General features: G+C 36.3%; 19 protein-coding genes. 11 read left to right on the top strand and 8 right to left on the bottom strand.

Features of this window, described 5'->3' with window-relative positions:
* Nucleotides 1-2: 2 nt before the first annotated feature.
* Entirely contained in the window at nt 3-437 is a 435-nt protein-coding gene (locus R2Q16_RS15515) for a cytochrome c maturation protein CcmE (protein WP_316738222.1), read from the bottom strand.
* A 370-nt stretch (nt 438-807) separates the two neighbouring features.
* Between R2Q16_RS15515 and R2Q16_RS15510 the strand changes: the two genes are divergently transcribed.
* The 7 genes from R2Q16_RS15510 (at nt 808) to R2Q16_RS15480 (ending at nt 10594) form a co-directional block, all read left to right on the top strand.
* Nucleotides 808-2418, top strand: coding sequence for a Na+/H+ antiporter (locus R2Q16_RS15510; protein WP_316738221.1), 1611 nt, complete (start codon nt 808-810; stop codon nt 2416-2418).
* A 412-nt stretch (nt 2419-2830) separates the two neighbouring features.
* Nucleotides 2831-4738, top strand: coding sequence for an ABC-F family ATP-binding cassette domain-containing protein (locus R2Q16_RS15505; RefSeq protein WP_316738219.1), 1908 nt, complete (start codon nt 2831-2833; stop codon nt 4736-4738).
* A 223-nt stretch (nt 4739-4961) separates the two neighbouring features.
* A complete protein-coding gene (locus R2Q16_RS15500; RefSeq protein WP_316738218.1) occupies nt 4962-6239 on the top strand; it encodes a DUF5103 domain-containing protein in 1278 nt (425 codons plus the stop codon).
* Nucleotides 6240-6346: 107 nt separating this feature from the next.
* A complete protein-coding gene (locus R2Q16_RS15495; RefSeq protein ID WP_316738217.1) occupies nt 6347-7306 on the top strand; it encodes a formylglycine-generating enzyme family protein in 960 nt (319 codons plus the stop codon).
* A gap of 20 nt (nt 7307-7326) precedes the next feature.
* Nucleotides 7327-8646, top strand: a complete 1320-nt coding sequence (locus R2Q16_RS15490; RefSeq protein ID WP_316738216.1) for a Gfo/Idh/MocA family oxidoreductase — start codon at nt 7327-7329, stop codon at nt 8644-8646.
* Entirely contained in the window at nt 8647-9678 is a 1032-nt protein-coding gene (locus R2Q16_RS15485; protein ID WP_316738215.1) for an FAD:protein FMN transferase, read from the top strand. It begins immediately after the preceding gene.
* Nucleotides 9665-10594 carry a hydroxypyruvate isomerase family protein gene (locus R2Q16_RS15480; protein ID WP_316738214.1) on the top strand — a complete coding sequence of 310 codons (930 nt, stop codon included), beginning with the start codon at nt 9665-9667 and terminating at the stop codon, nt 10592-10594. The genes R2Q16_RS15485 and R2Q16_RS15480 overlap by 14 nt, the downstream gene beginning before the upstream one ends.
* Before the next feature lie 99 nt (nt 10595-10693).
* On the opposite strand, the gene R2Q16_RS15475 is transcribed toward R2Q16_RS15480, so the two are convergent.
* Complete coding sequence (locus tag R2Q16_RS15475) at nt 10694-12184, bottom strand: alpha-amylase (RefSeq protein ID WP_316738212.1); 1491 nt, start codon at nt 12182-12184, stop codon at nt 10694-10696.
* Between the two features lie 489 nt (nt 12185-12673).
* On the opposite strand from R2Q16_RS15475, the gene R2Q16_RS15470 reads away from it, so the two are divergent.
* Nucleotides 12674-13195: an acyl-CoA thioesterase gene (locus R2Q16_RS15470; protein WP_316738211.1), complete on the top strand. Its 522-nt coding sequence runs from the start codon at nt 12674-12676 to the stop codon at nt 13193-13195.
* A 68-nt stretch (nt 13196-13263) separates the two neighbouring features.
* Complete coding sequence (locus R2Q16_RS15465) at nt 13264-14451, top strand: cation:proton antiporter (protein WP_316738209.1); 1188 nt, start codon at nt 13264-13266, stop codon at nt 14449-14451.
* A gap of 3 nt (nt 14452-14454) precedes the next feature.
* Here R2Q16_RS15465 and R2Q16_RS15460 read toward each other — a convergent pair whose 3' ends face one another.
* Nucleotides 14455-14868 carry an EVE domain-containing protein gene (locus R2Q16_RS15460; protein ID WP_316738207.1) on the bottom strand — a complete coding sequence of 138 codons (414 nt, stop codon included), beginning with the start codon at nt 14866-14868 and terminating at the stop codon, nt 14455-14457.
* 301 nt (nt 14869-15169) lie between these two features.
* Here R2Q16_RS15460 and R2Q16_RS15455 point away from each other — a divergent pair, with 301 nt between their 5' ends.
* Nucleotides 15170-15556, top strand: coding sequence for a hypothetical protein (locus tag R2Q16_RS15455; RefSeq protein WP_316738206.1), 387 nt, complete (start codon nt 15170-15172; stop codon nt 15554-15556).
* Between the two features lie 56 nt (nt 15557-15612).
* On the opposite strand, the gene R2Q16_RS15450 is transcribed toward R2Q16_RS15455, so the two are convergent.
* Nucleotides 15613-18183 (bottom strand): zinc-dependent metalloprotease, encoded by a 2571-nt coding sequence (locus R2Q16_RS15450; RefSeq protein WP_316738205.1) that lies wholly within the window; start codon nt 18181-18183, stop codon nt 15613-15615.
* Between the two features lie 233 nt (nt 18184-18416).
* On the bottom strand, nt 18417-19439 hold the full coding sequence (holA, locus tag R2Q16_RS15445; RefSeq protein WP_316738203.1) for a DNA polymerase III subunit delta: 1023 nt from the start codon (nt 19437-19439) through the stop codon (nt 18417-18419).
* A 143-nt stretch (nt 19440-19582) separates the two neighbouring features.
* Between holA and R2Q16_RS15440 the strand changes: the two genes are divergently transcribed.
* Nucleotides 19583-20041 carry a type I restriction enzyme HsdR N-terminal domain-containing protein gene (locus tag R2Q16_RS15440; RefSeq protein WP_316738202.1) on the top strand — a complete coding sequence of 153 codons (459 nt, stop codon included), beginning with the start codon at nt 19583-19585 and terminating at the stop codon, nt 20039-20041.
* A 286-nt stretch (nt 20042-20327) separates the two neighbouring features.
* Here the strand turns inward: R2Q16_RS15440 and R2Q16_RS15435 are convergent, their stop codons facing one another.
* From R2Q16_RS15435 to R2Q16_RS15425, 3 genes are all read right to left on the bottom strand, one after another.
* Nucleotides 20328-21527 (bottom strand): Gfo/Idh/MocA family oxidoreductase, encoded by a 1200-nt coding sequence (locus R2Q16_RS15435; RefSeq protein WP_316738200.1) that lies wholly within the window; start codon nt 21525-21527, stop codon nt 20328-20330.
* Nucleotides 21528-21978: 451 nt separating this feature from the next.
* Nucleotides 21979-23346, bottom strand: coding sequence for a DUF1080 domain-containing protein (locus R2Q16_RS15430; protein WP_316738199.1), 1368 nt, complete (start codon nt 23344-23346; stop codon nt 21979-21981).
* Between the two features lie 109 nt (nt 23347-23455).
* Nucleotides 23456-24811 (bottom strand): Gfo/Idh/MocA family protein, encoded by a 1356-nt coding sequence (locus R2Q16_RS15425; protein ID WP_316738197.1) that lies wholly within the window; start codon nt 24809-24811, stop codon nt 23456-23458.
* Nucleotides 24812-24857 lie beyond the last annotated feature (46 nt).

The following is a 24857-nucleotide window of genomic DNA, read 5'->3' as shown; positions in this document are numbered from 1 at the left end:
AATTAATTATATTTTTTCTCGCCGTATTTCCCTACAGTATCCACCTTGCCATCTTTATTAATTTCAACCAGGTTATCGTTGTATTTAGATGGGCATTTCATTAAAATTTTCGACGCGTAGAACTTATCGTTTTTCATTTCGCCGATAAGTACTAATTTTTCAGATTTTTCAAAATCCTGTGGCTTCGTTCCGTTATAAATTACTTCACGAATTTCTCCCTTTTCGTCTTTCATATGAAAACCGAAATGATTTGGATCTTTTAAAGCATCATAATAAGTGCCCTTAGATTTTTCCCAATAACCCATCACATGTTCTTCTTTACCAGAAGTTGATGCTTCTTTAAAATTTGAGTAGGTATCGGTATTTGCATTTAAGCTAAATAAGATTCCCACAGAAATTGCAATGGTAATCAATCCAATTATTGCACTTTTTTTCATTTTGTATGCTATTATAAAAGTTGGCAACAAAGATAGAAAAATAGCCTTAGCGAAGATTCTTTTACAGTTTTCTTGTCTTTATATTGACAATTAACTGATGATTTGTAGGATTAAAAATCAATTACTCTAATTATTTATAACAGTTCTAAAGAAATGTGGGGGTTTTAATTGAATTGCTCAAAAATCTACAGATAAATTTTTAAGTTTGATGGTCAAAAAATCACCCCAAATTAAAGTATATCCCACTAAGCAAATTTTATTTTATTATTGATGATTTAAATGAGGATCGCAATAATACAATATTTAAAAACTGGATTTTAACAAAAGATTTTTCAATATTTCAATACAAAACACAAACAATAACCTGCAAATGCTACACGATAACCTCATTCTCATTTTAGTTTTACTACTTGGCGTAACCCTATTGGTAATGATTGGTCAGAAAATAAAAATTTCTTACCCGATATTTCTGGTTTTAGCCGGGTTACTTATTGGCTTTATTCCTGGTATGCCACACTTAAAAATAGATCCAAATATTGTGTTTTTGCTGTTTCTACCGCCATTGTTATACGAGGCAGCCTGGTTCACTTCATGGAAAGATTTTTGGGAATACAAGGGCGCAATTTTTTTGATGGCCGTTGGATTAGTATTTATTACATCTGTTGCCGTTGCTTATGCATCAGTAGCTTTTATACCAGGTTTTACATTAGCATTGGGTTTTTTATTAGGCGGAATAATTTCTCCACCAGATGCCGTTGCCGCAGCAGCAGTATTGAAGGGTTTAAAAATCCCCAAACAAATAACTGCACTATTAGAAGGTGAAAGTTTAGTAAATGATGCGTCCAGTTTAATTGTTTTCAAATTTGCACTTGCAACCGTTGTTACCGGAAGTTTCGTTGTGCAAGATGCTGCTGTAAGTTTTATTTCTGTTGCAGGTTTAGGCATTATAATCGGCTTGGCTATTGGAGGTATTTTCTACGTTATTCATCGTTGGTTGCCAACAACAGAAAATATCGATACCGTTTTAACTTTACTAACCCCCTATTTCATGTATATTGTTGCAGAGCATTTTCATGCATCGGGAGTTATGGCGGTGGTATCTGGCGGCCTATTGCTTTCGAGCCAATCGCATGTTATCTTAACTTCAAATTCCAGAATAAAAACAGTTTCGGTTTGGTCTGCCTTGGTGTTTATGCTTAACGGTGTGGTTTTTATTTTAATCGGTTTGGCATTACCAGATATTGTGAGTGGCTTAGGCCCAGATTACCCGATTTTAAAAGCCATCGGCTATGGTATTGGAATAAGTATTTTAGCTTTAGTAGTTCGGTTAATCTGGTTGGTATCTACCGCAAGAATTACTCAATTGTTTAATAAAAAATCGAGAGAACGCTATAAGGACATGACCTGGCATTCGTTTGTGGTAATTATTTATGCAGGTATGAGGGGTGTAGTTTCCTTAGCAGCGGCACTTTCTATTCCGGTAATGATATCTGAACAAATTCCGTTCCCGCTAAGAAATTTGATTTTGTTTATCACATTCGTAGTAATTTTTATAACACTTGTAATCCAAGGCTTAACATTGCCTTTGGTGATTAAGCTTTTGAAAATCCCTGAAGCTAAAAGCAAGCTTTCTGAGCAAGAACAAACAAACCAAATTAAATTAAAACTAATCGACCTTTCCTTAGATAAACTAAACGCAGATTACCAACACCAATGTACCCATAATGAGTTGATGGTTAATTTAAAAGCTGAGCTTCAGCATTCTTTAATTGAGAAAAGAGATACTTTAAATGCGTTTAAAAAGGGTGAGATTGATACAAGAGATTTAAAGGCTTACCATGAAATTATGATTGATTTAATTTCTGTTCAAAGAGACGAGCTTCATCGCTTAAAGAGTAATAAAAACTATGATGATGAAATCATCAGGAAGGAAGAATGGAGATTGGATTTGGAAGAATTAGGCATCACTTCTTCAGAATAAATACACGTTTGGACGGTCAACCGACGGCATACCGACGGTATACGGACGGTGAAACAACGGCAAAACACTCATTTTTTAACGACAAACATGCCATTTTACGACAAATGCGACAAAATACCACTACCTAATTTGAATATCACTTCGTTATTAAACCCGATCGAAGTGTAAATACTTTTAAGATTGCAGCAACCTTGAATAAGCTGTTATGCTGAGGCACGAAGCATCTCCAACCGATGAAACACATACTTAGTGCCTCAGCACGGCAGAAGTATTAAAAGATTGTAACGGAAAACGGGACTGACGTTAAAATGAAACACAGTTTTTGCTTTTCAAATCATTTATAAATGACCAAATTTTCTATTTGATTATCGGTCGGGAAAAGCCTTTTAAAATTTGTACTTTTGCAGCCGAAATGATTTCAATAAACAATTTAACATTCCTTATTGGCTCCAGAGCCTTATACGATGATGCGAACTGGCACATTAAACCAGGTGATAGAGCCGGCTTAATTGGGGCTAACGGGACGGGAAAATCGACACTTTTAAAAATTATAGTGGGCGAGTATGCGCCTAGTGCGGGTACAGTTTCGATGTCGAAAGACTTAAAAATCGGTTATTTAAACCAGGATTTACTTTCTTACGATTCACACCATAGCATTTTGCATGTTGCAATGGAAGCTTTTGAGCGCCAAAATCAGCTGCATGATGAAATTGAAGAACTGTTAAAGAAAATTGAGACCGATTACAGTGAAGAGGTTTTAAATAAACTGAGCGACAAACAACAAGAGTTTGAAGCTTTAGATGGTTACAATATTGAGTACAGGGCAAATGAAATTTTAGCTGGTTTGGGTTTTAGTACGGCAGACCAACATCGTCCGCTAAATACCTTTTCCGGAGGATGGCGGATGCGGGTTATGCTTGCGAAGATTTTATTGCAAGACCCGGATATTTTATTGCTGGATGAGCCGACCAACCACATGGATTTACCCTCTATTAAGTGGCTGGAAAATTACTTGCAAGGCTTTGAAGGCGCAATTGTAATTGTTTCTCACGATAGGTATTTCCTAGATAAAATTGTAAACCGTACGGTAGAATCTCGTAAGGGAAAATTAACGGTTTATGCCGGAAATTATAGCTTCTATGTGGAAGAAAAAGCTTTGCGTGGTGAAATTCAAAAGGGAGAATTTAAAAATCAGCAGGCTAAAATTAAGCAAGAAGAGCGTTTAATTGAACGTTTTAAGGCAAAAGCATCTAAAGCGAAAATGGCGCAATCGCGTATGAAAGCTTTGGATAAAATGGAACGCATTGATGATGTGGATGATGATAACCCAACGGTTAATTTCAGTTTTAAATTCACCAAACCATCTGGTCGACATGTAGTTAGAATTGAGCATGCAACTAAACATTATCCGAACGTACACATTTTAGAAGATGCTGAAGCGGTAATTGAAAAAGGCGATAAAATTGCTTTGATTGGTGCGAACGGTAAGGGTAAATCTACTTTGTTAAGGATGATTGCCGGAACTGAAAAGTTTGAAGGTTTCTGCGAAACAGGACATAATGTAACCACCACCTTCTTTGCACAGCACCAGTTAGAATCTTTGCATCTTGATAACGCCATTCTTGAAGAATTACAGGCTTTTGCACCTAAACATTCTGATACAGAATTGCGTAGTATTTTAGGTTGTTTCTTATTTACTGGCGATGATGTTTTCAAGAAAATTAAAGTTCTATCTGGAGGAGAAAAATCGCGTGTGGCTTTAGCAAAATCACTTACAACCGATTCAAATTTCTTAATTCTGGATGAGCCCACCAACCACTTGGATATCCAGTCGGTTAATATTTTAATTCAGGCTTTACAGCAATTTGAAGGTACTTTTATTGCGGTCTCTCACGATAGATATTTTCTGGATAATGTTGCAAATAAAATTTGGTTTATCGAAGGGGAGCAAATTAAACAATACCCAGGAACATACGCAGAATACGAGGAATGGAATAGTAAACGAGAGATTCCGGTTTCTAAACCTATTCCGGTGAAAATGCCTGAGAGAGCTAAAGCAGAGCCTAAACAAGTTACTCCAAATACGGCTAGTCAGTTAAAAAAACTGAACGACGAATTAAAAAAAGTAGAAACTTTAATTTCCGAACAGGAAATTTTGGTTAAAAACATAGAAGCTGAATTGGCTGATGAAAATGTATATGGCAAGGCCGATAAACTGGCAGAAACCAATAAACGCTACATCGCCACTAAACAGGATTTAGATAATAGCCAGACTAAATGGGAAAGTTTAGCTGCTGAAATTATGGAATTGGAAGGTTAGTTTTAGCCGCAGATTCACAGAGTAAATTTAGCCACAGTATTTAGCTGTGGCTTTTTTTTTGCCACGGAAACACTGAATACACGGAAAATTTATGAGCTAAGTTTAGTCTGCTTCGTAAAAGAAAAAAAATTCCGTGGTTTCCGTGCTTCCGTGGCAATCTCTTGATTTCAATAGCCTTCAATGTCAACCTTTTAAAATTGTTTAATACTCCGTACTTTTAACTATGCAAAAACTAATCGCAGCACTTTTACTTTTCGTTTCTAACCTATCATTTGCACAAACTGAAAATTCGTTTACGAACGAGAATAAAATTTACCTTCCAAATATTAAAACGGTTTTATGCTACAACAGCAATAAGGAGCAAAGTATTCCAATTATCCTATTAAATTCAACAGAAACCATTTCCTTTTCTTTTGATGATTTACTGGGCGGGACGAAAAATTATTGGTGCACAATTGAGCATTGCACATCCGACTGGCAAACCTCAAAAATCTCTACGCTTGATTATTTAGATGGTTTCACAGAAGACAGGATATTCAACTACAAATATTCATCTAACACTACCAGAAAATACACGCATTACGAACTCAGTTTCCCAAATAGCCAGGTAAAACCTAAAATTAGTGGTAACTATATTTTAAAGGTTTACGAAGATAATGACAAAAAAAAACCTGTAATATCTCAACGGTTTTACGTTTTAGAGAATGTAATCGCAGTTGCCGCAGAAATAACAAATTCGCTTCAGGTTGCAGAACGAAACACCAAACAAAAGATAAATTTTGTTCTTAACCACAACATATCAATAGCAAATCCTTATCAGGATATTAAGGCCATTGTGATGCAGAATTTCAACTACAATACTATTCAAATAAATAAAAGCCCATCCTTTGTAAAGCCTAACCAACTTGTTTTTAATGATATTAATACCAATGATTTTTGGGCAGATAACGAATTCAGAAAATTTGATACCAGAAGCTTACGTTACAAAGCGGGTAATGTAAAAGATATTTATCGTGATAATGAATCTGTAAGTGTTATGATCTTTCAGGATTCGCCAAGAAATAAAGAGGCTTTTGCAAATCAGCTTGATGAAAATGGAAACTTCTTTATTAGAAATACAGATGGCCGTGATGATAAAACAGAAGCCGAATACATGAGTGTACTTTTCACGCTCAATGCTCCGGCACCGAGTACAAATGGTGACGCTTATGTTGTTGGCCGCTTTAACAATTATACCTTATCAAAAGAAAATAAATTACTTTACGATGAAGGCAGAAAACAATTTTACGCCAACATATTGTTAAAACAAGGTCTTTACGATTATGAATATGCGTGGTTAGATAAAGCATCAAATACCATTGATACCAAACCCTTTGAAGGCTCCTTTTTTCAGACTGAAAATACCTATCAGATATTTGTGTATTACAGGAAACCTGGTGCCAGATGGGATACATTACTAGGTTTTACAAATTTATCAAATCGGGTAACTGATAGAAGATAAATTGAAAACCTACCCTATTTGTTACAAGTTTTTTCTTCCTTTTAAAACATACTTGTTAAATTAGTAATACGATTTAGCGGTACGCAAATCACTACTAACCAACAATCATGTCTAGAAAAATAATTGCCCTTGCCTTTTTATGCTTGCCGCTAAGTTATATCCAAGCTCAAACCAAACCTTATACTCAAAATATCGAAGGAACAGCTTTACAGTTTGATATGGTTTCCATTCCTGCCGGAACTTTTGATATGGGCAATAACGCAGGGTCAGTCGATGAAAAACCCATGCACAAGGTAAAAATTGATGCATTTTGGATGGGCAAATATGAAGTTACCTGGAATATTTTCGAGCCATTTTTATATCGAGATTATGAGCTGAAAGCCAGTAACGGCAAAATCCCTGCAAATGTTGATGCGGTAACTCGCCCAACCAAACCATATCTAGATATGACATTTGGAATGGGCAAAGAAAACCAGCCTGCAATTGCAATGACCCAATATAATGCCATACAGTTTTGCAAATGGCTTTATGCCCGAACCGGAGTTTTTTATCGTTTACCAAGCGAAGCGGAATGGGAATATGCTTGCAGGGCTGGAAGTAAAACCAAATATGCTTTTGGCGATGATGAATCGAAGTTAAAAGAATATGCCTGGTATAAAGACAACAGCGAGAATAAAACACATCCCGTAGGTCAAAAAAAACCTAACGCTTGGGGACTTTACGATATGCATGGAAACGTAGCCGAATGGACTTACGACCAATATCTTGAAAACTTCTATGCTGTTTCTAAGGATAAAATTGTACAAAACCCGATTGCGAAACCAGAGAAACTTTATCCAAATAGCGTTCGTGGTGGTTCTTACGATGAAACACCCGATAAATTAACTTCTTCTGTAAGATTGGCATCAAGTCCAACATGGAAACAACTCGACCCTCAAATACCAAAAAGTAACTGGTGGTTTCCTGAAGCGCCATTTGTTGGATTGAGATTGGTGCGACCTGCTACACCACCATCAAAAGAGGAAATTGACGCTTATTACAACAAAAAACCGATTGCAGATTATTAACCTAAACCAAATAAAACCTCATGAAAAAATCTATTTCCTTACAAGAACGCCGAGAATTTTTAAAGGCATCGGCTTTACTTGCCGGAAGTGCAATGCTTAGTTCGTTTCCGCTTGCGGGTGCTTATGCGGCTGGTTCTGACACCATTAAAATTGCCTTAATTGGTTGTGGCGACCGTGGAACAGGAGCTGCTTTCCAAGCATTAAGCACAAAATACAACATTAAATTAGTGGCTATGGCTGATGCTTTTCAGGATAGAATTGACAAAAGCTATGAAGCCCTTGCTAGTAAGTTTGCAGCAAAAATGGATGTTCCGAAAGAACGCCAGTTTGTAGGATTTGACGCTTACAAACAAGCCATCCCGTTAGCTGATGTAGTATTATTGGTAACGCCTCCGGGCTTCAGACCAATTCATTTTGAGGAAGCTGTAAAACAAAACAAACAGATTTTTATGGAAAAACCAGTTGCGGTTGATGCACCTGGAATAAGAAAAGTTCTGGCAGCTGCCGAAGAAGCGAAAAAGAAAAAACTCAATGTTGTAGTTGGTTTACAAAGAAGATATCAAACTAATTATCGCGAAGCGATGAAACGCATTAATGATGGTGCAATTGGCGATATTATGTCTGGACAGGTGTATTGGAATAGTGGTGGCGTTTGGGTTAATCCGCGTAAAGCCGGACAAACCGAAATGGAATATCAGATGAGAAACTGGTACTATTTTAACTGGTTATGTGGCGATCATATTGTGGAGCAACATGTTCATAATATCGATATCGCAAACTGGATAAAAAATGCGCATCCCGTTTCGGTGCAGGGAACAGGTAGCAGAGCCTGGAGAACCGGAAAAGATTATGGAGAAATTTATGATAATCACTCTATCGAGTTGACATATGCTGATGGTGCTGTGATTCATAGCCAGTGCCGCCATTTCGAAGGCATCAGTAATCGTGTTGATGAATCGTTTATGGGCACAAAAGGTAAAATTTACTTATCAGGAAGTAACCAAGCCATAATGAAGGATTACAGCGGTAAAGAATTGTACAACCACAATACGAAAGGGAATGCAAATCCTTACCAAACAGAACACGATGAACTATTTGAAGCAATTTCCAAGGGCGAATATAAATTTAACAATGTTGAATATGCGGCAACTAGCACATTTACATCAATTATCGGGCGATATGCTACTTACTCTGGCGAAACCATAAAATGGGATGAAGCCTTGGCTGCAAACAATAGCTTAATGCCTGAAAAATTCGCCTGGGATGCGATGCCTAAAATATTGCCTGATGCTAATGGAATTTATCCATACGCAATGCCAGGAAAAACTAAAGTTGTATAAATGCGATTGCTCCTTTTATTCCTGTCGTTTATAATTTTAATATCGTTTTCTAAACCTAATGAAATTAGAAAATATGATTTATATGGTACAGCACAAGGAACAGAATATGCAATAACTTATTATGCAACTGATAGCTTAGTTAAGAAAAGCGACATTGATAGTTTATTAGCGATAATCGACTTATCAATGTCGCTTTACAAAAGCAATTCGCTTATTTCTCAATTTAATATGGGCAAAAGCCCTATTAAGGCTGATAAGTTTATATCAGCTGTGCTGAAAAGAAGTTTTGAAATAAATGCAGATACGAAAGGTGCATTTGATGTTACAGTTGCGCCATTGGTTCAGGCTTGGGGTTTTGGCCCTAAAGAAGAAAAACAACAGCCAAGTGAAGATGAAATCAAAAATATTTTAGCTTGTGTTGGAATGAAAAACATCAAGTTACAAAATGGAATATTAAGCAAAACAAAAGATTGTATTAAAATTGATTTAAACGGAATAGCACAGGGTTACAGTGTAGATTTAATCGCCACTTTAATCGAAAGCAAAGGTGTAAAAAAATATATTGCAGAGCTAGGTGGAGAAATTAGAGTTTCTGGTCCAAAACCTGATGGAGATAGTATTAAAATAGGTATTGAAGGACCTGACGAAAACGGCATTCCAATAATCAGACATATTGCAGCCATAAATTCGGGGGCGATTACAACATCAGGTAATTACCGAAAATTTCACCAATCAGGCTCAAAAACGATATCACATCTGATAAATCCGAAAACAGGTTATCCTTTAAATAATGAAATGATTAGCGTTACAGTTTATGCAAATGATGCCATTACAGCGGATGGTTACGATAATAGTTTAATGGCGATGCACATTAACGACGCTTTAAATTTTGTAGAGCAGCGGCAGAATTTAGAAGCTTACTTTGTTTATAGAAATAAAGAAGGCAAAATTACTGATATGCTGACCAGCGGATTTAAAAAACTTATTTCTACCGAAAATCAATCTAAAAACCAAACAGATGAAAAGAAGTGAATTTATTAAAAGCACTTTGCTAACCGCAGGTGCAATAACTACGGCAGGAGCAATTACAAACACATTTGCTTCAGGTACACAAAACAATCCATTAGCCGATAAAACCTTCAATCTAGATTACGCCCCGCATCAAGGTATGTTTCAGAGCCATGCGGGCAAAAGTTTTCTTGATCAGATTCAGTTTATGTATGATAAGGGTTTCCGTTCTATTGAAGATAATGGATATTTAGCTCGCTCGGTTGATGAACAGGAGAAAATTGGCAATTTATTAGCCAAACTTAATATGCGCATGGGCGTTTTTGTAGTTGATGGTGGCGATAACTGGAAAACATCCTTAACAACCGGAAAAAAAGAATTTAAAGATAAGTTCGTCGAAACCTGTAAAAAATCGGTTGAAGCAGCAAAACGTTGCAATGCTAAATGGTTAACCGTTGTACCTGGTTTTTACGAAAGAAATTTACCTTATGGAAATCAATTTGCTAATGTAATTGATGCCATGCGTGCAGGTGCCGAAATTTTTGAACCGCATGGTTTAATTATGGTTTTAGAAACTCTGAGCGATACACCAGAACTCTTCCTTCAAAAAACAAACGAAACCTACGCCGTTTGCAAAGCGGTTAAAAGTCCATCGTGCAAAATTTTGTATGATATTTACCATATGCAACGCACCGAGGGCGATTTAATAAAAACAATGGACAGATGTTGGGATGAAATTGCCTACATCCAAATTGGTGATAACCCGGGCAGAAAAGAACCCACAACTGGCGAAATAAACTATAAAAATCTATTTAAGCATTTACATACTAAAGGCTATAAAGGTGTTATGGGTATGGAACACGGAAATTCAAAACCTGATAAAGCTGGTGAGTTGGATGTGATTAAAGCCTATCGCGAAGTAGATAATTTTTTGAGTTAATAGTTTATTCAATAGATTTTCTGCGATGCTAAGACATATGAGGATACATAAGCTTACATTTCCTCATATGTCTTATATGGTAATTAATAAAAAACAAATCTACTCTGCTTTCAAAACCCAAACAGAAACACTACCGGCATTACAATGAAACTCTGCCCTACCGGTTTCGTTAATCATAACCTCACCTTCCCTATTTCCCAAGGCATCAACAAAAGTTTTTCCGGCAAACTTTTCACCGATTTCCATTTCTTTGAAACCTTCTTCGCCTGTACTCATTAAAACTGCCAAACCACTATTTTCATGTTCTTTATCACCCTCACGTGTAAAACCAACGCAACTAAAATGGTCGAAATAATCTCTTTGTAAACCATAAGCATGACTTGTACGCAGTTTACTCATCGTAGTAACCGAAGGAATTATTGCTAAATCAACGTGTACATCTTCACCAGCTCCGTTTTTATCATCATAAATTCCGCCGTAAATATCTGTAAAGAATAAACATGGAATTCCCTGTTCACGTAATAGAATAATAGCATAGGCTAATGGTCTGAACCAAAACTCTACATAAGATTCTAGCGCTTGTAAGGGTTGTGAATCATGGTTATCAACGAAAGTTACTGCTAATGCCGGGTTAACCTGAACCAATGTTTTATCGAAAATTGTGCTCATATCGAACTCATTTTCTTCGTGACTTGCCAAATAAAAATTATGATGCAACAACGAATCAAAAATCTGTGTTCTGCCAGCTGTTGTTTCAATATATTCTAGTTGACCTTCAATATCTACCACATTCCAATCTTCGGCAACCACAAAAAACTTTCGGTTGTACTTAGTGTTCAAATGATCTAACCATTGGATGATAAAATCCGGATTGATGTGTTTTACGGCATCTAGTCTAAAACCATCAACTTTAGTCGTTTCAACAAGCCATTCGCCCCAGTAATTTAATTCATCAATTACGGCCTGATTTCTATAATCAATATCGTTAAACATTAAGTAATCGTAGTTACCCAATTCAGTTGACGGTACTTTTTCAAATCCTTCGCCTAAATAATTCTGGATGGAATAAATGGCTGTTTCTTGCAAATCTTCAGCCCAATCTACTCCGCTGAAGCACATATGATCCCAAATAAATTCAGAATATTTGCCTTTTCTGCCAGGGAATGTGAATTTAGTCCAGGCTTCAATTTCAAAAACATCGCTGGTAAATTCTTCTCTGTTTTCTGGATTTACCGTCCTAACTTTAACCTTTTCCAATTCATCGCCACCTGCTTTGTGGTTAAATACAATATCTGCAAGTGCGCTAATCCCATTATCATGCAATGCATTTATCGCATTAATATATTCGTCTTTGTGACCATACTTTGTATTTATTGCACCTTTCTGGTCAAACTCTCCCAAATCGAATAAATCGTAAACGGCATATCCGACGTCATAAGCCGCATTATTCGATTTATAGGCTGGCGGTAGCCAAACCATTGTAACACCGATTTCTTTTAAATGAGCAGCTTCAGTTGCTACTTTTGTCCATAAATTTTGTTCTTCGTTATAATACCAATGGAAAAATTGGATAAGGGTTTGATTCTGCATTAATTTGAATTTTTATGCTAGGATAACATGATTTTATTCCAATTGTTTGTAAGAAATTGTCTGTAAAATTTAATTTTTAAACGATAAGCGAAATGGACATTCACAAATTTAATTCAGAATACAATTTTCCATTTGCTAAGCTTAATAGGAAATTAATTATTTTTTGAGCATGACGGATTAATTGGTGTTCGTCATTCCCGCGAAGGCGGGAATCGTAAAGCGTAGCAACTTACGATATAATTTGCATTAGGATGCCCAGTCAAGCTGAGCATGACGACTTTTCGAAATTTTATTTTGATAATAAATCATTAATTCTAAACCCGATTTAACGGAAATACTTTTAAGTTGCAATTCCATGGATTATTTAACTGCCAACAACTTAAAAGATTGGAGTGAGAGCGGGAGTAACATTAAATGTGGCGATTAACCTTGCTTTTCAAATAATGTTTAAAGCCATTTTAACTCAATTTTATTACTTTTGCGCTCGATATGAGTTTAAAAAAGAAATTTGCGAGAGAAAGCTTTACCATAATGAACGAATTGGTGTTGCCGAACGATACCAACACGCTGAATAATTTAATGGGCGGTCGTTTATTGCATTGGATGGACATAGCTGCAGCAATTTCGGCTCAAAAACATTGTAACCGAATCGTGGTTACGGCTTCTGTGGATAACGTTTCTTTCAAACATCCAATTAAACTTGGCGATGTGATTACGATTGAAGCCAAAGTTACACGGGCTTTTAACACATCTGTTGAGGTTCGTTTGGACGTGTGGGCGGAAAATATTCCGAGCGGCGCACGCCAAAAAAGTAACGAAGCTTACTATACTTTTGTAGCGGTTGACCAAAGCGCCCGTACTATTCCTGTACCAGAATTGATACCTGAAACGCCAGGAGAAATTGAACTTTTTGACGGAGCACTGCGCCGCAGACAGTTACGTTTAGTTTTAGGCGGAAAAATGAGTCCCGATGAAGCTAGCGAGCTTAAAGCTTTGTTTTTTAAACCGTAACTTTTACATAAAACTTCTTGGAGCTTAAGATGTTTGTTTTATTTTAGCGAATACCAAACGCTGTAAATATGACAACATATACCATCCTTATTATTTTAAGCGGATTAGTAATTTTTTCTTATCTGTTTGATTTAGTGGCCAGTAAAACCAAAATACCATCGGTTTTACTTTTGCTTTTATTAGGAATTGGTCTTCGTTTTTTAGTCGATTACCTTCAAATTCATACGTTTAATTTTTTATCTATTTTACCAACTTTGGGTACGGTCGGTTTAATTTTAATTGTTTTTGAAGGTTCGTTAGAATTGAAGTACGACAGGGAGAAAAATAAGATTATCAAAAGTGCTTTCCTCTCGGCATTAACGATTTTACTTGGTACAACAACCATTATAACGCTTATAATTTACCAGATTTCGCATCGCGATTTATATTCTTGCATATCAAATGCCATTCCTTTTAGTGTTATCAGCTCAGCAATCGCCATTCCATCGGCAGCGGCATTAAGCAAACAGGATAGGGAATTTGTGATTTATGAATCTTCCTTTTCTGATATCCTGGGGATTATAATCTTCAACTTTGCGATTACCAATCACTCTATTACCACTTCTGCATTTATTGGATTGGGTTTAAGCACATTTCTTATCATCTTACTTTCTGCTATTGCCTGTGTAGTTTTATTGTACATTATGGGAAAACTTGTACACCACATCAAATTTTTCCTGATTATTTCGATTCTGATATTAGTTTATGCAATCGGGCAATCGTACCACTTATCTTCTTTGGTGTTGATTTTAAGTACAGGTTTGTTTCTGAATAATGCGGATACCATCCAGAACGCATGGTTTAGAAGTGTTTTTTTGTATAAGAATTTAACGGCAGATTTATCTCAACTTTACCAGTTATCGGCAGAAAGTGCTTTTATTTTAAGAACGTTTTTCTTTGTAATATTTGGCTTTACGATGAATGTTAATGAGCTGAATAACTTGCCGGTTTTACTAAACGGATTATTTATTTTGATAGCGATTTACGTTATCAGAGTAGCATTTTTGAAGGTATTTAAAAACGGTAACGCAACACCGATTTTATACATTGCACCTCGTGGATTGATTAGCATATTACTGTACTTCAATCTTCCTGCATCTCTGAAAATGCCAGAGGTCGGCACTTCATTTTTATTTCTAGTGGTTTTAGGAACCAGTATTTTTATGACTTTAGGACTAATGCTGAGCAAAAGAAAAGCAGCAGAAACTGCTGCTTAAATTTTAGCTTCCCATTTCTAAGATTTTATCAAATTCTTCGGCTTTTAGCGGCATTACCGATAAACGCCCCTGACGAACCAGAGAAATATCTTTAAGGCTTTCTTCTGCTTTTATTTGCTCTAAGGAAACCGGATTTTTTAAAGATTCTACCGGAGATAAATCAACTACAACCCAATTTTTATCATCCGTTGTAGGGTCTTGATAAGATTCTTTAACAACTTTTGCTACTCCAACAACATTTTTCCCTTCGTTACTGTGGTAGAAAAGCACTAAGTCTCCTTCTTTCATATCTCTCAAATTATTTCTTGCCTGGTAATTGCGAACGCCATCCCAAAAGGTACGACCATCTTCATTAAATTTTTCCCAGCTATATTTGAATGGCTCTGATTTTACTAACCAATGTTGTGTTTTAGACATTTTTAAATATTTATGATACGTGGCAATGATTTACAAATTCAAATGTAATTCATCACCTAAAAAGGTTTTTTAAACTGCTTGTGCAAAAATAACAATCTAAAACAAACCATATCTTTTTTTTATATAGTATAAAATAAATTACCGCTGTGAACGAAAACAATATTTAACTTTTAGCGTTAACTAATTGTAAAGTCATTTAGTATTAAGGCTTTTCAAATTCCAAATCTAAATTTAACGTAATCTCCATAAATTCGTCAGTTAAAACTGGTATTAGAATGGGATTAAAATTGTAATTTTATGTATGAATAAGTCCCTGAAAGTTTTATTTGTGTGTATGCTAGCGGCATCAACACAATCTTTTTCGCAATCTGTACAGCCTGACTCTGTTAAGAAAATTGCCGCTGCCGATGCTGAAAAATTCAAAATTAGTGACGAAAACCTAAAGCGATTTAGAAACGAGCGAAGTAAGCATACATCAGATATTTTTAAGCCAACAGCAAATACAACAACTAATGTTTCGTTGCTTAACGATTCTGTTTATGTGAAAGCGTACAGACAGGCCGCACATCAAAACACAAAGGATAATACTAAGGTCGTAAAAAAACGTTCTACAATTGCAACAGTTGGTTATGTAGCCGGCGGACTTGCAATCGTTGCGTTGGCATTTGTTGGATTAAACGAAATGTAATATATAAAAAAAGGAGTTTCAAAATTGAAACTCCTTTTTTTATGCCTTCTGGAATATTATTTTTTGCTATCTAAAGCATTTTCTATTCTATCAGATAAATCTTGCAAATGATATTTGCTTAAACCAGTAGCAGCATTAGCACCAGTTTTAATTGTTGCATCAAGTTCTCTTAACTGTCCTTTTACAACTGAAGCTACATCACTTTGTGAAGCTGATAAACCACCTTGTGTAGTACCACCTCTACCAACTAAAATCGCATTTGTTGCCGTTGTAGCAGGCGTTGCAGGTTTAATAATCGAAATTAATTTATCTACATAAAGTTTTTGCAAGTTTCTTCTATAAACATCAATTGCTTGATTTGATTTTAATTCTGTAAAGATTGAAGCATTTAAATCTGTAAACAAATCGGTGATTTTATATGCAGATGCACCATCCAAAGCTTCAGCAGAAATAAGCTTAGTTAAAGTGCTTGTGCCTAACAATCTGTTGATAGTTGTATTTTGCAATCTGCCAACAACTTCTAATCCATCTTGAGAAATGTTATCTAAAATACCTTTGTTTAATAACCAGGTTGGCGTTTTAAACAGTTGAACATCTAAAAACGTCATTGCTTCTTTTTGCGTTGCAGCTGGCGTACGCTCATAAACTGAACCTTCTTGCTCTACAGTTTTCGGGTTTTCGTAAATACCACCAATGTTTTTAGCAACGTGTCCCATGTAACGACCGAATTGGGTTGTTAACTGACCATACATATTTGAAAGGTTATCATAACCATCAGCAGGCTCTTTTGTCCATTCAGGGAGGTTAGTTAAAATTACTTTTAGATTTTTGATACCGTAAGTACTTGCTTTCATTGCGTTATCCGATAAATCTTCATTTTGCGAATGCGGATCATCAGGATTTGTTTCTGTACCAAACCATAATCTGCGGTTTTTAGCCGATTCGATTACCATTTTATTTAAAATTGGTACTTCTTGTTGCGCATTTTTAGTTTCCGGGAAATATTTATAACCCCATTCAATTGCCCATTTATCGTAATCGCCAATGCGTGGATATAATCCTTTTGATGAAATTTTATCTTCTGGTTGTGCAACATAATTAAAACGGGCATAATCCATAATCGATGGTGTGTGACCATTAGCTTCAACCCATTTTTTATCTCTTAACAATTCAGTTGGAACAGTAGAACTTGAACCATAATTGTGGCGTAAACCTAACGTGTGACCAACTTCGTGAGAAGAAACGAAACGGATTAAATCGCCCATTAATTCATCGCTGAAAGTCATTTTACGAGCTCTAGAATCTACCGCAGCAGTTTGAATCATATACCAATCGTGAACCAATTTTTGAACGTTATGGAACCAGTTAATGTGGCTTTCCATAATTTCGCCACTACGTGGATCAGAAATACTTGGTCCGCTGGCATTAGCAATTTCTGATGGTTTGTAAACAATTGCAGAGTGACGTGCATCATCGATACTCCATGTAGAATCTTGTTTAAAACTTGGTGCCTCTTTAGCCATAACCGCATTTTTAAAACCAGCTTTTTCAAAAGCTTTCGCCCAATCGTTAACACCTGCGATTAAATATGGTACCCATTTTTTCGGCGTTGCCGGGTCGATATAGAAAACAATTGGTTTAATTGGTTCAACCAATTCTCCGCGTTTATATTTAGCAACATCTTGCGGTTTTGGTTCTAATCTCCATCTTTTAATCAGTTCAATTTCTTTTACGCCTTGCGGATTTAAGTCGAAATCGGTGTAACCAACTGCAAAATAACCAACACGAGGATCGAAATAACGAGCCTTCATTGGTACTTTAGGCAAAATCACTAAGGAAGTATTTAATTCTACTGTTGATGAACCTGCTGAAGCACCACCGCCCATTGCAGGCGCAGCTGCACCACCAAATGGATTTGGAGCTGCAGTTAAGCTGTATGTTTTAACCGTACTAATTTCAACATTAGTTGGGAAACTTCTTAAGCTTTGGATATAACTTCTATCTGCTTGTTGCGCACCTAATCTAAATCTCGTTTTCGATATCGGAGAACTGAAATAGAAAATATCATTATCGCTATTCAGATAATCAGTAATATCAATCACGCTACCGTTTTTCTCAGGCGTGTAAGCCGAAATATTAAAAGAAGCCGCAATTGCCTGAATGTTTGAATTTTTTAAAGATTGATACATTGAAGTTGTACTATCCGGTCCGTAAGTACGGAAACTTACTTTACGCATGAAAATGCGGTTATTCGGACCTTTTTCGAAACGAATTACAGCACTACCAATCTGGTCGCCTGCATAACCTTGAACCGCTCTAACTTCAGCACCTGATTTTGATATTCTGCTAACTACTAAAATATCTCTGCCTAAAGTTGTATCGGCAATTTCAAAATAGAATTTATCTTCAATTTTGTGGGTGGTAATCATCCCTTTTCTGGTAGATGCTTTGGCCGTAATTACTTGGTCGTATGGTTTTGGCTGAGCCCTCACACCCGAACCAAGAGCAGCTCCAGGCGCTCTTCTTGTTGTATCACCAGGTGCAGCACCAGCACCTTGCCTTACTTGCGCCGATGCGAAAGTAACAGCAGAAACAGCAAATAAAATGCTGAGTAAATTTTTCTTCATAACAAATTAGTTGATTTGACCGTAAATATAGGTCAGAACCGAGATTTCATATGATTTCGGCAATAACTTTTAAGTTACAATGCTCTTATTGTTAATTTTCAGAAAGAAAATGGTTTTTTAATTGAGGAGCTGGTGAATTGAGTAATTGTTTAATTGTTGGAATTGCAGAATTGCCCAGCAACTAAACAATTTTTACAGTTTATACAATTAACCTCGATATTAACAGTTAACGGTTAATGTACAATTTTAAACACTAATTCTTTCAGAAGTTCACCATCGCTTATATTACCAGAACTATCCAAGCCTTTACTTTTTAAATCGTATTCCCTAAGCAAACCAATAACCTGAAAAACTTTACCTGTGTTATAATTTCTTGCTGCAACCTCGTAATCTTTTACAAAAAATGGCGGAACGCCCAAAGCAGATGCGGCATCGGCTTTGTTTGGTATGTAATGATATTTCAAAAGTTTAGTAAAATAACCACCAAGGTTAGCCAAAACCATAACCGTTGGATTTGCTTTTGGATTGCTTGCAAAATAATTTATAATTTTATTACACTTCAATACATCGCGAATAGCCAAAGCTTTCTGTAATTCAAAAACATTATACTCTTTACTAATACCGATGTTTTTTTGCACCAAATCAGTGTTGATGGTAACATCCTTTGGAACATTGAGCATTAGTTTTTCAATCTCATTGGAAATTTTAGAAAGGTCAGTCCCTAAATATTCGGCCATTAATGCTGATGCTTGCTGGTCTATTTTATAACCTTTTTCTTTAATAAAATCCTCAATCCATGGAACTAATTTATAATCGCGAACCAAATCTGACTGAAAAATTAAACCGCTTTTGCTAATGGCTTTATAAACTTTTTTGCGCTTATCAAAGTTTGCGTATTTATAAGCGAGCACTAAGATTGTGCTTGGCAAAGGCTTTTCGAAGTAATTTAACACAAATTCGGCTTCTTTACTTCCCGCTTCTTCTTTACCCCATTTTAAATCTTGTGCTTCCTTAACAATAACTACCTGGTATTCAGACATCATCGGATAACGTTTTGCCGCACCTAAAACAGTTGCCATATCGGTATCCTTACCATATAAAACAGTTTGGTTGAAACCTTTTTCTGCCTCACTTAATAATTTATCCTCAATAAAATCCGTAAGCTGGTCGATATAGTAAGATTCTTCGCCATGTAAAAGGTACACAGGTTTAAATTTTCTTGCCTTAATATCTTTAATAATCTCAGAAGCAGTCATTGGTTGTAAAATTACAATTTAGCTTTTAGGATTTAGGTAAATGTTTATAAACAATTAACTTTGGCTCTTATTGATTAATTGTTCAATTGGTTAGTTGTTCAATTGATAATTGTGAATTCTGTAATTGCGTATCGAAACCTAAAATGTTTAATCCTACTCCGCTAAATCTTCCGCCCTATCCTTTCAAAATCACCAAAAAGGATAATGTGATTTTTATTTTTGATGAATTGAGAAAAAAGCATTTAGTTTTAACGCCAGAAGAATGGGTTCGTCAGCATTTTATTCAGGATTTAATTATATCAAAGAAGTTTCCAAAGACGCTCATTCAAATCGAGGGTGGTTTAGTGTTAAATCAGTTGCAAAAGCGCAGTGATATTTTAGTTTATAATACTACCGGAGAAAAATTAATGCTTATTGAGTGTAAAGCACCAAATGTGAAAATCACGGAAGCTGTGTTTGAACAAGCATCTCGATACAATTCAATTCATCAAGCTAAATGGATTGTACTTACTAATGGATTACAGCACGTTTTTGCTAAAATGGACTTGGCAAAAGCAAGTTTTGTTTTTACACCTGAAATGCCTGAATATGGCGATTTGTAATCGAAGTATTTGTCAGTCTGAATGAAAAGTTGTGAAATAAAAACTGACTTCAAAGATTTCTCTGTTCAGCTATGCTCCAATCGAAATGACGAGTACCATAGAAACTTAAAAAACCGTCATTTCGAGCGTAGCCGAGAAATCTTTGAACTTTATAACTAGGTGAAAAGGCAATACCAACAATGAAATACTTGAATAGACTAAATCTGTAATTAAAAATCAAAGACAAAGATTTCTCTATTCCGCTACGCTCCAATCGAAATGACGAGCGGGCGACTTAGCGAAAAGACTACACATTATACTCAGTTTTCCATACCTGTCTACTGCCCGAATAAATGGCTTCATTACAAAGTGCTACACAAATTGCAGCTTGCGTACCAGTTTTTACGTTCGATGCCGGAAATTTTCCTGAAATAACCGATTCGTAAAATTCATTCAATGCATAAGTAGTTCCATCTTTTGTCGGCGCATCTAAAATAGGGATTCCACCATCTTGGTTTACAACAATTTTCGTTGCTCCGGTTACACCATCTACAATACCTAACTCCTTTTTGGTTTGTTGCTCTGGATAGAAAATTCCTGTATCTGGCAATAAATTTACTGAACCTTTTGTGCCTTTTATTTTAAACAGATAGCCATCATGTGCATTTCCACAAGTTGCGCCAAAATTACCTATCATACCAGCTTTTTCGTACCTGAACATGGCTTGGATATTATCGTAGGTTTCCCTTCCGTCTTTAAAAACATCGATTCCACCTGTCCCAGTAACTACATTGGGTTGCGTTTCAAAGGCCCAGTTTATAAAATCGATTTGGTGAGAAAGTAATTCAGCGGCTAATCCGCCAGAATATTCTTTATACATGCGCCAATTAATCTGGCGTTCTAATTTTGGGTCGGTAACTTTTCTGCGCCAGTTTCCATTTCTATCCCAGCGGCAATCTACCGATGAAACATCGCCCAAGTACCCGCTTTTAATCATATCCTTTACTTTAAAATAAAGAGGAGAATAGCGGTATTGGTAACCGACCTGATAAACCTGTTTCGGATATCTTAAAACTAAACTCCTTAATTCCAAAGCCTGAGCAATGTTATAAGTCATGGTTTTTTCTACATAGACGTGTTTGCCTGCCAAAACAGCATCTTTGGCTATTTGAAAATGTTCGCTTAAAGGCGTTGCTATAAAAACGGCCTCGATATTTTTATTATCTAAAATTTGCTTGTAATTTTTAACTGCCTTTGCCGATTCTGGAACATATTTCTTGGTTTCATCAAGGCGAAAATCCAATACATCGCAATAAGCAAGAATATTGAATTTTGCAGGCATAGATTTAATGACAGACAAAACACCTTTGCCCCTATCGCCGCAGCCTATCATCGCGATATTGATTATTTTTTCACGATTTAAACTAAGGTTGGCAACGGCAGCATCAGCAACTAATAAACCCGAACTAAACAATGCTGATTTTTTTATAAACGAACGACGGTGCATGATAGAAATTTTAATCTGTTTTTGTTTTTAAGCTTATGGTAAAAATACGTTTTTGTGGCATAATGATTTGTAATTCTTGATTTTTTAGTCTTCCGTCATTGCGAGGTACGAAGCAATCTAACATTTATTGTCAGAGATTGCTTCGTACCTCGCAATGACGAAGTGTAGAGCAGGGCTTTAGCAAGAACTTTCATTATAAACTCGATAGCAGCCGAAATATTTTTTTAATTGCAGTATCCTCTATAAACTATCATGCTGAGATACGAAGCATGATAGCCATTTAAAAAAGATTGCCTGCCTGCGGTAGGCAGGCAGTGAATAGCGTGACTGATGCCTGCCATAAAAAGCAGGCGTTCATTTTCAAGAAAATAATCTTAAAATTGCCTCATTTATCCAATCAGATTTTAATAAGTCTTCGGTAAACTCAGACTGACAAGTTGCTAAAGTTATACTACTTTAATGTTTTGATTTTAATAGTTCTGAAATCTACTTTATTACCATGATCTTGAATTAAAATATGGCCTTTCGCTGCCTGACCAAAGTTTTCCCAGTTTTTGTATTTGCTAATGGCAACCAATTTTTTAAACTCTTCAGAACCGCGAACATATTCTAAAACCTTAACGCCATTTAAATAATGCTCAACTCTATTATCTGGATAAACGATTAAACGAGCATTGTTCCAGCTGCCGATTGGGCGAAGGTAACGTGGTTCTTTCTTAGCCGTCATTAAATCGTATAACGATGCCAAAGTACGGTTTCCATCTCTGCCAAGTTTCGCATCAGGATGTAAAACATCATCTAAAACCTGGTATTCTAAACCTATTGCAGAGCCTGCACTTTTCTCATTTAAGGTTACGAAATATTTTACACCACTGTTTGCACCAGGCGTAAGTTTAAATTCAAACGACATATCGAAAGCAGAAAACTCCTCTTTTGAAACGATATCGCCTCCATTTGTAGATTCTGCACCGCCTGATGGCTCAACACTGATTATACCATCGGCAATTTTCCAACCCTTTTCTGGGAATGTTGTTTTATGTGCGCCAACCCAACCGTTACTGGTTTTTCCATCGAAAAGCAATTTATAACCTTCAGATTTTTCGTAAGCCGATAAGGTATTTGGCGTTAAGTTAACCGTGTAAATACCTTTTGGAAATGCTTTTGGCTTTAAATTTTCAGTTTGAATATTGATGTTTTTGAAATAAACTTTTTTGCCATCATTTTCTAAGATATTACCAATTCCATGCACTTGCAAGCCGATAAAACCAGATTTATCTAATGTATCGATAACGTAAGCAACTGGTTTTCCATTAACCCATGTTTTAAGTTCGTTGCCGATGTTTTCGATGCGGTAATGATTATATTCGTTCTTTTTGTATAACGATTTTGCAGTTGGATTTAACTCTAATGGATAAAGCCACAATCTACGGGCTTCATCGTAAATACCACCTGTCCATGCTCTCGGTGCAGGGTCAATTTCCATTTGACGGCCGAAAACTAAACCTCTACCATTGTTTCCTTCAGGTTTTAAATGGCTACGTGTTTGAATACCAGAGTTGGTGCTTTCACCTTCTAATTTTACATCTAACTCGAGGATAAAATCGCCGTATTCCTTTTCGGTTATCAAGAAAGAATTTGGCGTTCCTTTAGTCATGGTACCAACAATTGCACCATCCTCAACTTTGTATGGTGCAGCACCAGCAACAGCTTTCCAACCGTTTAGGGTTTTACCATCGAAAAGTGGCTTTGATTTTTGCGCAAAGGCGGATAAACTTATTAATGAAAGGGTTAGAATACTGTATTTTTTTATGTTTAACATGTTCTTGATTTTGCCGTCATTGCGAGGTTCGAAGCAATCTTAATGCTTAGGATTTTACTGCAATCGTTGGAGGATTGCTTCGTTCATCGCAATGATGAATTGCTGTATATTAATATTTAAAAATTTTACCGTTAGCCATTACTTCTTGTTTAGCTTCATCGAAAACTGATTTTGCACCAGTACGAACCGCAGCATTAGTCATGATATTTGCAATTGAGTGCGAGTAACCTGCCTCTACGGGAGCATTTGGCGTTTTGCGGCTGCGAACACATTCCATCCAGTTTCTCATGTGACCAGAAGTTAAGGGGTCGCCGCCCATGTTTGCGCCAGTTGCAGCTTTAATTGCTGTTTTACTTAAATCAAGCTCTGGCAAAAGATTTGCTTTTAATCCCATCGCCGCAGCTTCTCTTTCTCTTAAACCACCTTTTGGCGATATTTTATTCGTAATTAAATTTAGCTCGCCACCGTTAGAATAGTAAACTTCTCCCGTATCGCCAACACTGTTTTGCATTCTTGAAGTAAAAGTTACCTGGAATCCATCTGTTGAATTTGGCTGACCGTAATCAAAAACTGCAACCATCGAATCCCAGTTTCTGCGACCATCTTTCCAGGTGTAAATTCCACCATTGGCAACCACACTTCTAGGATGTTTTAAATTGGTAAACCAGTGTACAGTATCAATTTGATGCGACATCCATTGTCCGGGCATGCCTGAAGAATATGGCCAGAACAATCTGTATTCTAAATATTTTCTAGGGTCGAAAGCTTCGTTCGGGCGATTTAACAAGAATCTCTTCCAATCTATATCTTCTTCTTTAAGTTTAGCAACCAAATCTGGTCTGCGCCAGCGGCCTGGTTGGTTTACATTCCAAACTAAATCTACAGCTGTAATCGGCCCAAATTTTCCTTCCTGAATAAATTTAGCTGCATTAGCATAATTTTCTCCGCTTCTGCGTTGCGAACCGATTTGCACAATTCTATCGGTAGCTTTTACTGCCTTTAGCGCAGCTTTTGCATCGTCCATTGTTTCGGCAAAAGGTTTTTCTACGTAAGCATCACAATTGGCTTTAACCGCTTCTATTGTATGCAAAGCGTGTTGAAAATCGGCTGTGCTGATAATTACGGCATCTAAATCTTTGGTTGCATAAAGTTCATCGTTATTTCTGCAAGCTTTAATATCATGTCCGAATTTCTCTTTTAGATGAGCAATTCCTAAATCTCTACGGTAATTCCACAAATCAGATAAGCCAACGACATCAAAATTTAGTTCTTTGTTATGATTTAAGAAACAAGGTAAGAGCGTGTCTTTAAAACGATCTGAAAAACCAACAACACCAACTCGAACTCGATCGTTTGCACCAATGATTCTGCCATAACTTTTGGCACTCATACCCATCGTGCCTGCGTAAGTTGCCGCAGCAAAAACGGCCGATTGTTTAATAAATTTTCTTCTGGAATTTTCCATTTTAGGATTTAGGTTAGAATTTAAAATGCAAAGCGATTTGGTAAAC

It is taken from the genome of Pedobacter aquatilis (genome assembly GCF_032678425.1).
In the GTDB taxonomy this organism is placed as follows: Bacteria; Bacteroidota; Bacteroidia; order Sphingobacteriales; family Sphingobacteriaceae; genus Pedobacter; species Pedobacter aquatilis_B.
Note: the sequence above shows the minus strand (reverse complement) of the source record. Positions and strands in the feature narration are given on the sequence as shown.